At 57.8% G+C, this 14,658-nt stretch carries 12 protein-coding genes; 1 reads left to right on the top strand and 11 read right to left on the bottom strand.

Going from position 1 to position 14,658, the window contains the following annotated elements:
* Window positions 1-21: 21 nt before the first annotated feature.
* From BLW11_RS10190 to ppsA, 8 genes are all read right to left on the bottom strand, one after another.
* A complete protein-coding gene (locus tag BLW11_RS10190; RefSeq protein WP_048358833.1) occupies window positions 22-999 on the bottom strand; it encodes an OmpA family protein in 978 nt (325 codons plus the stop codon).
* Window positions 1,000-1,105: 106 nt separating this feature from the next.
* Window positions 1,106-1,696: an RNA polymerase sigma factor SigX gene (gene sigX, locus BLW11_RS10185; protein WP_029611289.1), complete on the bottom strand. Its 591-nt coding sequence runs from the start codon at window positions 1,694-1,696 to the stop codon at window positions 1,106-1,108.
* A 91-nt stretch (window positions 1,697-1,787) separates the two neighbouring features.
* A complete protein-coding gene (locus BLW11_RS10180; RefSeq protein ID WP_048358834.1) occupies window positions 1,788-2,612 on the bottom strand; it encodes a mechanosensitive ion channel family protein in 825 nt (274 codons plus the stop codon).
* Window positions 2,613-2,614: 2 nt separating this feature from the next.
* Window positions 2,615-2,860 carry a hypothetical protein gene (locus BLW11_RS10175; protein ID WP_048358835.1) on the bottom strand — a complete coding sequence of 82 codons (246 nt, stop codon included), beginning with the start codon at window positions 2,858-2,860 and terminating at the stop codon, window positions 2,615-2,617.
* A 63-nt stretch (window positions 2,861-2,923) separates the two neighbouring features.
* Complete coding sequence (locus BLW11_RS10170; protein ID WP_048358836.1) at window positions 2,924-3,919, bottom strand: CorA family divalent cation transporter; 996 nt, start codon at window positions 3,917-3,919, stop codon at window positions 2,924-2,926.
* 24 nt (window positions 3,920-3,943) lie between these two features.
* Window positions 3,944-4,435, bottom strand: coding sequence for a ribonuclease E activity regulator RraA (rraA, locus tag BLW11_RS10165; protein WP_048358837.1), 492 nt, complete (start codon window positions 4,433-4,435; stop codon window positions 3,944-3,946).
* Window positions 4,436-4,703: 268 nt separating this feature from the next.
* Entirely contained in the window at window positions 4,704-5,648 is a 945-nt protein-coding gene (locus BLW11_RS10160; RefSeq protein WP_048358838.1) for an alpha/beta fold hydrolase, read from the bottom strand.
* 103 nt (window positions 5,649-5,751) lie between these two features.
* The gene (gene ppsA, locus BLW11_RS10155; protein ID WP_048358839.1) at window positions 5,752-8,127 is read right to left on the bottom strand and encodes a phosphoenolpyruvate synthase; all 2,376 of its coding nucleotides are present in this window, start codon (window positions 8,125-8,127) and stop codon (window positions 5,752-5,754) included.
* A 176-nt stretch (window positions 8,128-8,303) separates the two neighbouring features.
* Here ppsA and ppsR point away from each other — a divergent pair, with 176 nt between their 5' ends.
* Entirely contained in the window at window positions 8,304-9,122 is an 819-nt protein-coding gene (gene ppsR, locus BLW11_RS10145; RefSeq protein ID WP_048358840.1) for a posphoenolpyruvate synthetase regulatory kinase/phosphorylase PpsR, read from the top strand.
* 68 nt (window positions 9,123-9,190) lie between these two features.
* Here ppsR and prpD read toward each other — a convergent pair whose 3' ends face one another.
* The 3 genes from prpD to acnD all read right to left on the bottom strand — a co-directional run bounded on the left by prpD (window position 9,191) and on the right by acnD (window position 14,643).
* On the bottom strand, window positions 9,191-10,675 hold the full coding sequence (prpD, locus tag BLW11_RS10140; RefSeq protein ID WP_048358841.1) for a 2-methylcitrate dehydratase: 1,485 nt from the start codon (window positions 10,673-10,675) through the stop codon (window positions 9,191-9,193).
* Window positions 10,676-10,813: 138 nt separating this feature from the next.
* The gene (gene prpF, locus BLW11_RS10135; protein WP_048358842.1) at window positions 10,814-12,004 is read right to left on the bottom strand and encodes a 2-methylaconitate cis-trans isomerase PrpF; all 1,191 of its coding nucleotides are present in this window, start codon (window positions 12,002-12,004) and stop codon (window positions 10,814-10,816) included.
* Window positions 12,005-12,051: 47 nt separating this feature from the next.
* Entirely contained in the window at window positions 12,052-14,643 is a 2,592-nt protein-coding gene (acnD, locus tag BLW11_RS10130) for a Fe/S-dependent 2-methylisocitrate dehydratase AcnD (protein ID WP_048358843.1), read from the bottom strand.
* Window positions 14,644-14,658: the final 15 nt, after the last annotated feature.

Genomic DNA, 14,658 nt, shown 5'->3' with positions numbered 1-14,658 from the left:
TCTGAACAGCCTAGCTAAAAATTACTTAGCTTCTGCTTGAACGGTCGCTTCAACGCGACGGTTCAATTCACGGCCTTCTGCAGTTGCGTTGCTTGCAACTGGGTTAGCTTTACCGTGACCGACTGCGTCTACACGGTTAGCTGCAACACCTTGGTTAACCAGGGCTGCACGAACAGCGTCAGCACGACGCTGCGACAGTTTCTGGTTGTAGGCATCGGTACCAACGCTGTCAGTGTAACCAGCAACAGTGGTGGTAGTCGCAGGGTACTGCTTCATGAAATCAGCAACGTTGTTGATATCAGCTGCGTACTGCGGCTTAACGTTGGATTTGTCGAAGTCGAATTTCACGTCAAGTTCAACGCGAACAACTTCAGCGATCGGAGCTTCTGGCTCTGGCTCAGCGATTGGTGCTGGAGCTGGAACTGGAGCAGGAGCGACTTTACCGCCGTTGCCGCCGAAGTTCACACCCAGGCCAACGGTAGGAGCGTAGTCCCACTTGCCGTTGTCCAGTTTGTAGTCAGCTTCAACGCCTGCACGGGCGAACAGGTTGTCAGTGATGTACCACTTAACACCAGCGCCTGCAGTCAGGAAAGTCGACTGGTCACGACCGCTGTGGCCGTCTGCGATCACGTTGGTCATGCTCTTGTGAGCAACACCGCCGGAAACGTATGGACGCAGAGCGTCGCCTACGGTGCCGAAGTGGTACTGAGCGTTCAGACCAAAGTTGTCGCCTTTGATTTTCTGGTTGCCAGTGCCGTCGTTCGAACGGGTGTGGTTAGTCTTGTCGTAGGTCAGGTTCAACGAAACGTCGTCGGTCAGGAAGTAACCGATCGATGCGCCTGGGTTGTAACCGTCTTCTACGTGCTTGACGCTGTCGTTGTACTGTTTTTTGTAGAACAGTTCACCCTCGACCGCGCCTTGGCCTTGTGCCAGGGCACCGAACGAAGTTGCGGCTACAAAGGAACCAATGGCAATGCCCAAGGTGTTTTTCAGTTTCATCCGTTAAATCCCCATCTGGTGATTGTAAAGCAGTCCCACATACCGGGGGACAACTCGGCGGCAAGTCTATCAGACCTTACCTACACGTAGAGCCATTTGCGCTGAACTAAGTTTCAGCAATACCTGCAAATTTCTCACGCAATTTATCTAGAGCACGCTTGTAACGCATCTTTGTCGCGCTCAAACCCATATGCATTATGTCTGCGATTTCCTGAAATTCCAGTTCTGCGACAAAACGCAGTACGAGAATTTCCCGATCAATCGGATTCACATGCACCAGCCAGCGATCAAGTCCGCCCTTTTCCTCAGGTTTCGGCGCCTTTTCTTCGGACGCTTCCTCGAGGGGATCAATACTTAATGCGTCCATCAAGCGACGCTTTCGCCGTTCCTTCCGATACTGGGTAATGCATTCGTTGTAAGTGATGCTATATAGCCATGTCTTGAATTTCGACTTACCTTCGAAATTCTTCAAACCGTACAACACTTTGAGCATGACTTCCTGACAGACATCATCAGCATCACGATCGTTCCCTAAATACCTTGAACAAACGTTGAACAAAGTTCGCTGATAGCGACGCATCAGCTCTTCATAAGCACGCGTCACGTGAAACAACTCATCATGCGAGCGCGCCACCAGCTCCTCATCAGAGAGCTCGCGGGGGTCATAGCGCATGGATAGCGATTGGGCTTTATTCAAAACGAGTTGTGCCAACAGTCAGGTCAATGTCCGCCGCAGCCTGTCAATCATGGCTTTTTTGCGGCGGCGTACATTAGCAGGGTTTGCCGCATCAGCGGCTGGTTACGTGCTGCTCCAGCAAGATCCGATTTGAGATGGAGACTAGCTCACCCTCATCGGTCAGCAACGTGGTTTTAACCGTGCCAATCTCCTCGATCTGTCCTTCGACCCCGCCAACCCGCACTTCCTGCCCAACCTGATACAACTCACGCACATAGATCCCGGCAAGTATCTGCCCTGCGATTTCCCGGCTGCCCAGCCCCATTGCCAGAGCAATAGCCAGACCAACGGTAATCAACACAATCACAATCACATGGTTCAGCAGGTCGGTTTTGACCTCTAGCTGGCTGATGGCCACCGAGATGCTGATGATAATGACCAGGCCTTGAGTCACACGACCCAGGCCGCCGGCGTAATCAAAACCCACGCTCTCGGCAGCGCCACGCACCAGGCCGTTGAGCACTTGTGCCAGCAGCACACCTGCCAGCAACACCAGCAGCGCGCCAAAGACCTTGGGCAGGTACACCGTCAACAGATCCAGCGCAGATGACACACGATCGAGGCCCAGCGACTGTGCAGCCGAGACCAGGAACACCAGCAATACAAACCAGTACACGATCTTGCCGATCAGCGTAGAGATGGGCACCTGAATGCCGACTCGAGCCAGTATCTTGGTCAGGCCCGTCCCCCCCATCAGGCGGTCAAGGCCCAACTTGGCGAGCAATTTCGACAGCAGGGCGTCGAGCAGTTTTGCAACTACGAAGCCCAGCAGTACCACCACCAACGCCCCGAAGAGGTTGGGGATAAAGTTTGCAATTTTAGTCCACAAGGCAGTCATTGCCGCGACCAGGCTCTGGGTCCAGACATTCAATTCCATGTTCAATCAGCCTTATCAACAGGGCGAGCAGCAGGTTTGCGCCGCGAAACGGGCGCAATATGAGCCGAACCGCTATTCAAAGCAATCATCAGTGCTTGCACCCAGCGCCCCAGCAGACTGAAAAGATCTCCCGCACCGACCTGGCGGTTAGCGGTTTTCAGTACCCGGCCCAGGCAAGCGTCGTCGTCACGGTTGGACGGCGGCGCCTTGAGCATTTCACGTAAGGACTGTTCAAACGGATCGTGCATAAGCACCTCTCGGTATGTCAGTAAAAGACGTAGGCACTTTTACCGGGGTCACATTCTGCCCCTTCATAGCCACTGCAAACGGCGATAGAACCACCATTGCCCCGCCCCGATTATCAGCATCAGGCTGCAAGTCACCGCAAAACCATAAGGGTCATTGGAGAACGGCACGCCCCCCACATTGATCCCCAGCAAACCGGTGATGAAGGTGATCGGCAGGAAGATCCCCGTGAGCACGCCGAAGCGATACATGATGCGGCTCATGCGCACGTTCAAACGCCGATCTTCAGACTCAAGCACCAGCCCCACGCGCTCGCGGGTCAACTCAAGCTCTTCCAGATAGCGGGTCAGACTGTTGTTAAGTTCGTTCCAGTAATCGGCATCATCGGCGCTGAACCAGGGTAATTTGGTTCGCGTGAGCTGACCGAAAATATCCCGCTGCGGAGCCAGAAAACGACGCAAGGCGGCTGCCCTTCGGCGAACTTGCAAAATGGAGTTGTGATCAGGGGTATACCGTTCGTCGGCATCTATCTTATCTTCTTCGTCATCGACGATTTCTGACAGATCACCGATCAGATCCTGCACCTTTAATGTCAGGTGCTGGGCCAGATAAAGGATCAGTTCTGCGGGGTTTTTAGGACCTTCGCCCTGGGAGAATTCACCGAGCAGCTCATCGGTGGCCCGTAGCGGACGCATGCGCAGCGAGATAACCCGCTGCGCGCTGCCGAAAATGCGCAGTGAAACCATGTCCTCGGGCTCTGCGCCCGGGTTCAGGTTGACCCCGCGCATAAACAGCAGCAGCTCGTTGTCGGGCAAAGACAGCAAGCGCGGCCGGGTGTTTTCTTCAAGCAGCAAGTCACAGCTGAAATCACTTAAACCGCTCGAGTCTCGTAGCCAGCTCTGGGTTTGCGGGTGGCTGCGATCCCAGTGCAACCAGATGCTTTCATGGGCCTGCAACTGCAGGTCGTTCAGCTCGGTACGTGCAATCGCACGCGCACCGCCTTCCCCATCCAGTACCAGTGCATGCACCAGCCCCCATTGAGCGTTTTCGTCCTCGAACATCCGTGATCCTTAGTGATGATGCGTTCAGCCCGGCATTTTCAGAGCTGTTGGCGAAATGATAACGCCATTATTGTCGGCGTAAATGAATTCTCCGGGGCGGAACGTGACACCGGCAAATGTCACCGGCACATTCACATCACCCACACCGCGCCTGACGCTCTTGAGCGGATGACTGGCCAAGGCCTGCACCCCGAGATCAGTTTGCGCGAGCACATCTACGTCACGGATACAGCCGTAAATCACTATGCCTTCCCAGCCGTTTTTCGCGGCCTTCTCGGCAATCATGTCACCCAGCAAGGCATGGCGCAGGGAACCACCGCCATCAACGACCATCACTTTGCCCTGACCGTTGAGCTCAGCCTGCTCCTTGACCCGGGAGTTGTCCTCGAAACACTTGATGGTCACGATCTCGCCACCAAAAGAGTCGCGCCCGCCGAAGTTGCTGAACATGGGCTCAAGCACTTGCACTGACTCAGGGTAGGCATCGCACAGATCGGGAGTGATGTAGTGGTTCACGGGAAAGCTCCTGTTCAGGGTGGGCACAACAGTGAAAACAACGTTAGCACTATGGTTATAGACGCTTTGATGAAGGCTGGCTTTATAGATTGCCAACGCCCCACCATGAGATCCAGCCTGGATTAAAGCAACAAAATATGACCAAGCCCGCCAATCGCGTCACAAATCAACCACTCCTGTGGGAGCGAGCCTGCTCGCGAAAGTCGTTCGCGAGCAGGCTCGCTCCCACGGTTGAAGTTTTCTGTTACCTCTGCCTGCGAGGCAGCAGCTACCGCTCACTCAACCAATTGCGCACCAGCGGCCATACCTCTTGCTGTGCAGGCTGGCTGACCAGCATTTCAACGTGACTGAAATCAGAACTGAAGCCGTGCTCGCGCCCCAGAGACAGGAACTGGCGCTGTTCGGAACCCAGCTGATCGAACAATTTGCGGCACGCCCACTCCGGCGTTTGCCGGTCGCCCGCAGCCGCCACCACCAGGGCCGGTACCTGAACCTCAGCCAGCCCTGCCCACCAGTCCCGCTCGGCGTCCTTGAAACGCCCCATAAAGCCATTCCAGCGCAAAGTTTCCAGGGCGATGCTGACCGGTTCGTCTTCCGGCCCGCGCTTGAGCCGGATACCCGACAGCTGTTTGAAGCGTTTCAACAATAGATAGGCGCCCCACTGCACGGGCGGAATTTTCAGCGACCAGAACCGACGGTTGATCTGGCAGCCAAAGAACGCCGCCGAAGCCACGTCCTGAGCGCTCAGATACTGCCCCCCCAAGGCTGCGGCCAAACTAATGGCGCCCTGAGAGTGGCCGATCCAGTGCGGGGCTTGCCCACTCAGTTCACGTACAAAGGCCCCAATAGCCGGCAAATCGTAATGGGCGTAATCGGCCACGCGGTTCCTGGCCCAGTCAACATTGCGCGAAGAAAGACCATGGCCACGCATTTCGGGCAGCCACACATCAAAACCGGCTCGGGCCAGATAAGCCCCCAACCCCACCCCTTTGGGCGAGTACCAGAAGCGCCGGTTGGAAAAACTGCCATGCAACAGGATGACCGGAACGCCACGCACTTCACTGGCGTCGGCCATACCCAGCCGGGTCACCACCAGCTCAACGGAAATATCCGGGCTGTTGGCGGGTTTCAAGCGATAGACGTCTTCGCTCAGATCGCCCCGACGCTCAGCGCTGATCAGGGCAACGGGAAAAAGGAGACTGCTGCTTTGCATAATGCTCTTGCACAAAAAAGGGCGACTCCACACTGGAACTCGCCCTACCACTGCATATAAAGAGCAGGGGCAGCTAGTGCTGCCCCGCCCTTCTCTCAACGACTCAAGCCTGAGCCTGACCTTCTGCCAGGAAGAACCAGGTTTCCAGAACGGTGTCCGGGTTCAGCGACACGCTTTCGATGCCCTGCTCCATCAGCCACAGCGCCAGGTCCGGGTGATCGGACGGGCCCTGGCCGCAAATACCGATGTATTTGCCAGCCTTGTTGCACGCCTGAATGGCGTTGGACAGCAGCTTTTTGACGGCTGGGTTGCGCTCGTCAAACAGGTGCGCGATCACACCGGAGTCACGGTCCAGGCCCAGGGTCAGCTGAGTCAGGTCGTTGGAACCGATGGAGAAGCCGTCGAAGAACTCAAGGAACTCTTCAGCCAGAATCGCGTTGGACGGCAGCTCGCACATCATGATGATGCGCAGGCCGTTCTCGCCACGCTTGAGGCCGTTTTCAGCCAGCAGATCGATGACCTGGCTCGCTTCACCCAAGGTACGTACGAACGGCACCATGATTTCGACGTTGGTGAAGCCCATCTCATTGCGCACACGCTTGAGCGCGCGGCATTCGAGCTCGAAGCAATCGCGGAAGTTTTCGCTGATGTAACGCGAAGCACCGCGGAAGCCCAGCATCGGGTTCTCTTCTTCCGGCTCGTACAGCTTGCCGCCGATCAGGTTCGCGTATTCGTTGGACTTGAAGTCCGACAGACGCACGATCACTTTCTTCGGTGTAAACGCGCCAGCCAAGGTGCTGATGCCTTCAACCAGTTTCTCGACGTAGAAGCCAACCGGATCGCTGTAACCGGCAATGCGCTTGTCGACGCTGTCTTTGATTTCTTGTGGCAAACCGTCGTAGTTCAGCAGTGCTTTAGGGTGCACGCCGATCATGCGGTTGATGATGAACTCCAGACGGGCCAGGCCCACACCGGCGTTCGGCAGCTGCGCGAAGTCAAAGGCGCGGTCCGGGTTGCCGACGTTCATCATGATCTTGAACGGCAGCTCCGGCATGGCATCTACGGAATTTTTCTTGATATCGAAGCCCAGTTCGCCTTCGAAGATGAAACCGGTGTCGCCTTCAGCGCAGGAAACCGTCACACCCTGACCGTCTTTCAACAGTTGAGTGGCGTTGCCGCAACCGACCACAGCCGGGATGCCCAGCTCGCGAGCGATGATCGCCGCGTGGCAGGTACGCCCGCCACGGTTGGTGACGATGGCGCTGGCGCGCTTCATTACCGGTTCCCAGTCCGGGTCGGTCATGTCGGACACCAACACATCGCCCGGCTGAACCTTGTCCATTTCGGACACGTCTTTAATGATGCGAACCTTGCCCGCGCCGATGCGCTGGCCGATGGCACGCCCTTCCACCAGCACAGTGCCGGTTTCCTTGAGCAGGTAGCGCTCCATGACGTTGCCCGCACTGCGGCTTTTCACGGTTTCAGGGCGGGCCTGAACGATGTACAGCTTGCCGTCATCACCGTCTTTGGCCCACTCGATGTCCATCGGGCACTTGTAGTGCTTTTCGATGATCATCGCTTGCTTGGCCAGTTCGCTGACTTCAGCGTCGGTCAGGCAGAAGCGTGCGCGATCAGCTTTGTCAACGTCGATAACCTTCACCGACTTGCCGGCAGAGGCTTCTTCGCCGTAGATCATCTTGATGGCTTTGCTGCCCAGATTGCGGCGCAAAATTGCAGGGCGACCGGCTTCCAGGGTTTGCTTGTGAACGTAGAACTCGTCCGGGTTTACCGCGCCTTGTACGACGGTTTCGCCCAGGCCGTAGGCGCCGGTGATAAACACCACGTCACGGAAGCCCGATTCTGTGTCCAGGGTGAACATCACGCCAGCGGTGCCGGTTTCAGAGCGCACCATGCGCTGCACGCCTGCCGACAGGGCGACCAGTTTGTGGTCGAAGCCCTGGTGCACGCGGTAAGAAATCGCACGATCGTTGAACAAGGAGGCAAATACCTCTTTGGCCGCACGAATCACGTTTTCAACGCCACGGATGTTCAGGAAGGTTTCTTGCTGACCGGCAAAAGAAGCGTCCGGCAGGTCTTCGGCGGTGGCCGAGGAACGTACGGCAACGGCCATGTCCGGGTTGCCCTGGGACAAGGTAGCGAACGCAGTACGAATTTGGGCGTTGAGCGTTTCCGGGAACTCGGCTTCCATGATCCATTTACGGATCTGGGCACCGGTCTTGACCAGCGCGTTGACGTCATCGACATCCAGCGCATCCAGCGCCGCATGGATCTGATCATTCAAGCCGCTGAGCTCAAGAAAATCACGATAAGCCTGGGAAGTAGTGGCGAAGCCACCGGGGACTGAAACACCAGCGCCTGCAAGATTACTGATCATCTCGCCGAGGGATGCGTTCTTGCCCCCCACATGCTCTACATCATGGACGCCGAGCTTATCGAGGGAAACTACGTACTCTACCAAGGTGATCTCTCCACTAACTGTGTTGGAAAAGCTCAGGGTGCTGGACACTCATCATGAGGCATCGCAGCGATTGTGGCCTGGACCTGGAAAATAAGTGACACTGCCTGCCATATCGGGCGACAAAATCGCGCCTATCATATCCAAGAATCGTCACCAGCTTAAGGCCCAAGGCGCAAATGAAACGATCTGCTTTCTTTATCTCCGATGGCACCGGCATTACTGCCGAAACCCTCGGTCAAAGTTTGTTGGCACAATTCGAAAATGTGACCTTTAGCAAGTTCACACGCCCCTATATAGACAGCGTGGAAAAAGCGCGGGCAATGGTACAACAAATCGATAACGCCGCCGAAAAAGACGGATTTAGCCCGATAATCTTCGACACCATCGTCAATCAGGACATTCGCGAAATCCTCGCCACGTCCAATGGCTTCATGATCGACATCTTCTCCAGCTTCCTGGCCCCGCTGGAACAGGCGCTGGGCGAGCATTCTTCTTATACCGTCGGCAAATCCCACTCTATTGGCCATAACTCCAACTACATGGAGCGTATCGAGGCGGTGAACTTTGCCCTCGACAACGACGACGGCGCCCGCACCCATAAATACGACAAGGCCGACCTGATCCTGGTGGGCGTATCGCGCTGCGGCAAAACCCCGACCTGCCTGTATATGGCCATGCAATTCGGCATTCGCGCAGCCAACTACCCGCTGACAGATGACGACATGGAAAGCCTCAAGTTGCCTGCGGCGTTGCGCGAGCACAAACACAAGCTGTTCGGCCTGACCATCGACCCCGACCGCCTGACCGCCATTCGCAACGAGCGTAAGCCCAACAGCCGCTATTCCAGTTTTGCACAGTGCGAATTTGAAGTACGTGAAGTCGAACGCCTGTTCCAGCGCGAAAACATCCCGCACATCAACTCCACGCATTTCTCGGTAGAGGAAATCTCGGCCAAGATCCTGGTGGAAAAAGGCGTGGAGCGACGGTTCAAGTAATCACTGCACTCTTTAAGAGCGCGACCGCTTCGCGCTCGATCGCAGCCTTCGGCAGCGGCTACAACAATCTAAATCACCAGAAGGTCCACAAACCGGTTAACCGGCATCGCCTCAAGCCGTGCCTGGTCCTTGCACAGTGCGAAAATCTCGGCACAACGCTGACCCACAAAACGCGTCGCCAAATTGGCCTTGAACTTGTCTTCGAGCAATGGAATCCCTTCAGCCCTGCGCCGGCGATGGCCGATCGGGTACTCCACCACCACTTGCTCCGTGCTGCTGCCATCACTGAAAAACACCTGGATTGCATTGGCAATCGAGCGTTTGTCGGCCTCCAGATATTCGCGGGTGTAACGCGGCTCCTCGACAATCACCATCTTCTCGCGCAGCTCATCAATGACTGGATGCGCCGCGTGAAAGTCATCTTCGTATTGCTCGGCCACCAGGTTGCCAAAGATCAGCGGCACAGCGGTCATGTATTGAATGCAGTGATCACGATCCGCCGCGTTGGCCAATTTGCCCTGCTTGGAAATGATCCGAATCGCTGATTCGTGGGTTGTAATCACGATTTTGTCGATCTCGTGCAAGCGGTCCCTGACCTGCGGGTGCAAGGTGACTGCGGCCTCGCAGGCTGTTTGCGCATGGAACTCGGCCGGAAAACTGATCTTGAACAGCACGTTTTCCATGACATATGTGCCGTAGGGCTGGCTCAGGCTGAACTGGCGCTGGCCTTCAGGCTTGAGCGCCAGATCCTTGTTGGTATGGCTGAACAGCACATCGTAAAAGCCCCACTGCGGCGCCGTAAGCACACCCGGGATCCCCATCTCGCCACGCAGCGCAATATCCGCCAGCCGAACACCCCGGCTCGACGCATCCCCGGCCGCCCAGGACTTGCGCGACCCCGCGTTCGGCGCATGGCGATAGGTACGCAGCGCCTGCCCATCCACAAATGCATGGGACAACGCCGACAGCAACTGCTCACGATTGGCGCCCATCAGCTTGGCGCAGACCGCTGTCGAGGCGACTTTGACCAGCAACACATGATCCAGGCCGACGCGATTGAAGGAGTTTTCCAGCGCAATAACCCCCTGAATCTCATGGGCCATGATCATGGCTTCAAGCACAGCCCGCACCGTCAGCGGCGCTTCGCCATTGGCCACACGCTTTTGCGACAGGTGATCGGCTACCGCCAGAATGCCGCCCAGATTGTCCGAGGGATGGCCCCACTCCGCCGCCAGCCAGGTGTCGTTGTAATCCAGCCAGCGCACGATACAACCTATGTCCCAAGCCGCTTTCACAGGGTCCAGACGAAACGAGGTCCCTGGTACACGAGCGCCAAACGGCACCCGCGTGCCCTCGACAATCGGCCCCAGATGCTTGGTGCACTCAGGAAAGCGCAGCGCCAGCAAGCCGCAGCCCAACGTGTCCATCAGACAGTTGCGCGCGGTATTCAGGGCCTCGGGCGAGGTGATGGTGTACGTCAGGACGTAATCGGCGATGTCCTGCAAGACCTGGTCATAGTCGGGGCGGTTGTTGAGGTCGACGTTGGCGCTCATGGGGTGTCTCCAGAGAGTGGGTAAGTGTCGTGTTCCGTCCTCAGGATCAGGGTAGTTGCATGACAGGTCTGAATGCCTGCTTAGCAGTAAAGCGGTAGTCGCTGCCGCAGCGTGCGACTACACAAAGTGTGTTCAAGGCTAGAAAGAGTCGCCCGGCACTCGCACCCAGCCTTCCATCAATACCCGCGCACTGCGGCTCATGATGGCTTTGGTCACGGTCCATTCGCCGTTGACCTGCCGAGCCTCTGCGCCGACGCGCAAGGTGCCCGACGGATGCCCGAAACGCACGGCACTGCGCAATTCACCGCCAGCAGCAAGGTTGACCAGCGTGCCCGGAATCGCCGCGGCCGTGCCAATTGCCACAGCTGCGGTACCCATCATCGCGTGGTGCAACTTGCCCATCGACAAGGCCCGCACCAGCAAGTCCACATCCTGCGCTGCCACCGGCTTGCCGCTGGACGATACATAGGCCACCGACGGTGCAACAAATGCCACCTTCGGCGTGTGCTGACGCTTGGCCGCATCTTCAAGCTTGTCGATCAAACCCATGCGCAGCGCACCGTAGGCGCGGATGGTTTCGAACATGGCCAGGGCTTTCGGGTCGCCATTGATGTCGTTTTGCAGTTCGGCACCGGTGTAGCCGATGTCCCGAGCGTTGACGAAAATCGTCGGAATGCCCGCGTTGATCATCGTTACGTTCAAGGTGCCCACACCCGGCACGTCGAGGTCGTCCACCAGGTTGCCAGTAGGGAACATCGAGCCGCCTGCGCCCTCTTCATCCGCTGCCGGGTTGAGGAATTCAAGCTGCACTTCAGCCGCCGGAAAGGTCACGCCATCGAGTTCAAAATCACCAGTTTCCTGCACCGCACCGTCGGTAATCGGCACATGGGCAATGATGGTTTTGCTGATATTGGCCTGCCAGATACGCACCACAGCCGTGCCGTTACGGGGGATGCGAGCGGCATCGACCAGACCGCTGCTAATGGCGAACGAACCCACGGCCGCCGACAGGTTGCCGCAGTTGCCGCTCCAGTCCACAAACGGCTTGTCGATCGATACCTGACCGAACAGATAGTCGACATCGTGATCCGCCTGCTGGCTCTTGCTCACGATTACGGTTTTGCTGGTGCTGGAGGTCGCAGCCCCCATGCCGTCGATTTGTTTTTCATACGGGTCGGGGCTGCCGATCACCCGCAACAACAAGGCATCACGGGCAGCCCCCGGCACCCGGGCCACAGCCGGCAAGTCGAGCAGGCTGAAAAACACACCCTTGCTGGTGCCGCCACGCATGTAAGTCGCGGGGATTTTGATTTGCGCTGCATAGGCCATAAAACACAGTCCTTTAAAGGCCGGGGCACTTGGCCCCGGCGCTGTAATCACGCGGTTGCCGATTCCAGGAAGTCCTGGGCAAAGCGCTGCAACACGCCGCCCGCTTCGTAAATCGAAACTTCTTCAGCGGTGTCCAGGCGGCAGGTCACCGGCACCTCGACGCGCTCGCCATTTTTACGGGTGATCACCAGTGTCAGCGTGGCACGCGGGGTGCGCTCACCGATCACGTCATAGGTTTCACTGCCGTCGATCTGCAGGGTTTTACGGTTGGTGCCCGGCATGAATTCCAGCGGCAATACGCCCATGCCCACCAGGTTGGTGCGGTGAATACGCTCAAAACCTTCTGCCGCAATGGCCTCTACACCGGCCAGACGCACGCCCTTGGCCGCCCAGTCGCGGGACGAGCCCTGACCGTAGTCGGCGCCTGCGATGATGATCAGCGGCTGCTTGCGGTCCATGTAGGTTTCAATGGCTTCCCACATGCGCATCACTTGGCCTTCCGGCTCAAGACGGGTCAGCGACCCCTGCTTGACCTTGCCGTCCTCGATCACCATTTCGTTGAACAATTTCGGGTTGGCGAAGGTTGCCCGCTGTGCCGTCAGGTGGTCGCCACGGTGAGTCGCGTAGGAGTTGAAGTCGACTTCCGGCAAGCCCATTTTCGCCAGGTACTCACCCGCGGCGCTGTCGAGCATGATCGCGTTGGATGGCGACAGGTGATCGGTGGTGATGTTGTCCGGCAGCACAGCCAGCGGGCGCATGCCTTTAAGTGGACGCGCACCGGCCAACGCACCTTCCCAATACGGTGGACGACGGATGTAAGTGCTCTGCGGGCGCCAGTCGTACAGCGGCTCGACTTTCGGGCCGGTGTCTTCATGGATCGCGAACATCGGAATATAAACCTGACGGAACTGCTCAGGTTTCACCGATGCCTTGACCACTGCGTCGATTTCTTCGTCGCTCGGCCAGATGTCTTTCAGGCGGATTTCCTTGCCGTCGGCATCCAGGCCCAGCACGTCTTTTTCGATATCGAAACGGATGGTGCCAGCAATGGCATAGGCCACGACCAATGGCGGCGACGCCAGGAACGCCTGCTTGGCGTACGGGTGAATACGCCCGTCAAAGTTGCGGTTACCCGACAGCACGGCAGTGGCGTACAGGTCGCGGTCGATGATTTCCTGCTGGATTTCAGGGTCCAGTGCGCCGGACATACCGTTGCAGGTGGTGCAGGCAAACGCGACGATGCCGAAGCCCAGTTGCTCCAACTCATCGGTCAGACCGGCTTCATCCAGGTACAGGGCCACGGTTTTGGAGCCTGGCGCCAGCGACGACTTGACCCACGGTTTGCGGGTCAGCCCCAGCTTGTTGGCGTTGCGGGCGATAAGGCCGGCAGCGATCACGTTGCGCGGGTTGCTGGTGTTGGTGCAACTGGTGATGGCGGCAATGATCACCGCGCCGTCAGGCATTTGCCCTGGCACGTCATCCCACTGGCCGGCGATGCCCCTGGATGACAGATCGCTGGTGGCCACGCGGGCATGCGGGTTGCTCGGGCCTGCCATGTTGCGCACAACACTGGACAGGTCGAAGCTCAGCCCGCGCTCGTATTGCGCGCCTTTGAGGCTGTCGCCCCACAGGCCGGTGAGCCGGGCGTAGTTCTCGACCAGCTGCACTTGCTGGTCTTCGCGACCGGTCAGCTTGAGGTAGTCGATGGTTTGCTGGTCAATGTAGAACATCGCAGCCGTGGCACCGTATTCCGGGGCCATGTTGGAGATGGTCGCACGGTCGCCCAACGTCAGCGCGGATGCGCCTTCGCCGAAGAACTCCAGCCATGCGCCAACTACTTTTTGCTTGCGCAGGTATTCGGTCAGCGCCAGCACCATGTCGGTGGCAGTAATGCCCGGTTGCAGCTTGCCGGTCAGCTCAACGCCGACGATTTCCGGCAGACGCATCCACGACGCACGGCCAAGCATCACGCTTTCGGCTTCAAGGCCGCCGACACCGATGGCAATTACGCCCAGGGAGTCGACGTGCGGGGTGTGGCTGTCAGTACCAACGCAGGTATCCGGGAAGGCCACGCCATCACGGACCTGGATCACCGGAGACATTTTCTCCAGGTTGATCTGGTGCATGATGCCGTTGCCCGGAGGGATCACGTCGACGTTTTTAAAGGCTTTTTTGGTCCACTCGATAAAGTGGAAACGGTCTTCGTTGCGACGGTCCTCGATGGCTCGGTTCTTCTCGAACGCCTCGGGATCGGTACCGTCACGCTCCACGGCCAACGAGTGGTCAACGATCAGTTGGGTCGGCACCACCGGGTTCACTTGTGCCGGGTCGCCGCCTTGCAGGGCGATGGCGTCACGCAGACCGGCGAGGTCGACCAGTGCGGTCTGGCCCAGAATGTCGTGGCACACCACACGTGCCGGGAACCATGGGAAGTCGAGATCGCGCTTACGATCAATCAACTGGCTCAGCGAAGCATTCAGGGTTTGCGGATCGCAGCGGCGCACCAGGTTTTCGGCCAGTACGCGGGAGGTATATGGCAGGGTGTCGTAAGCGCCGGGCTTGATCGCATCGACTGCCGCACGGGTGTCGAAGTAATCCAGCCGGGTGCCCGGTAGTGTTTTGCGAAATTCAGTATTCATTGGCGCAGGACTCGA

The sequence above is a fragment of the Pseudomonas deceptionensis genome (genome assembly GCF_900106095.1).
Taxonomy (GTDB): Bacteria; Pseudomonadota; Gammaproteobacteria; order Pseudomonadales; family Pseudomonadaceae; genus Aquipseudomonas; species Aquipseudomonas deceptionensis.
This window is presented reverse-complemented; position numbering and strand designations above follow the sequence as displayed.

What these genes read in the sequence shown, in the direction of transcription:
- BLW11_RS10190 (WP_048358833.1), bottom strand. Translation starts at nt 999, where the DNA reads ATGAAACTGAAAAACACCTTGGGCATTGCCATTGGTTCCTTTGTAGCC.
- BLW11_RS10180 (WP_048358834.1), bottom strand. Translation starts at nt 2,612, where the DNA reads ATGGAATTGAATGTCTGGACCCAGAGCCTGGTCGCGGCAATGACTGCC.
- BLW11_RS10175 (WP_048358835.1), bottom strand. Translation starts at nt 2,860, where the DNA reads ATGCACGATCCGTTTGAACAGTCCTTACGTGAAATGCTCAAGGCGCCG.
- BLW11_RS10170 (WP_048358836.1), bottom strand. Translation starts at nt 3,919, where the DNA reads ATGTTCGAGGACGAAAACGCTCAATGGGGGCTGGTGCATGCACTGGTA.
- BLW11_RS10160 (WP_048358838.1), bottom strand. Translation starts at nt 5,648, where the DNA reads ATGCAAAGCAGCAGTCTCCTTTTTCCCGTTGCCCTGATCAGCGCTGAG.
- ppsR (WP_048358840.1), top strand. Translation starts at nt 8,304, where the DNA reads ATGAAACGATCTGCTTTCTTTATCTCCGATGGCACCGGCATTACTGCC.
- prpD (WP_048358841.1), bottom strand. Translation starts at nt 10,675, where the DNA reads ATGAGCGCCAACGTCGACCTCAACAACCGCCCCGACTATGACCAGGTC.
- prpF (WP_048358842.1), bottom strand. Translation starts at nt 12,004, where the DNA reads ATGGCCTATGCAGCGCAAATCAAAATCCCCGCGACTTACATGCGTGGC.
- acnD (WP_048358843.1), bottom strand. Translation starts at nt 14,643, where the DNA reads ATGAATACTGAATTTCGCAAAACACTACCGGGCACCCGGCTGGATTAC.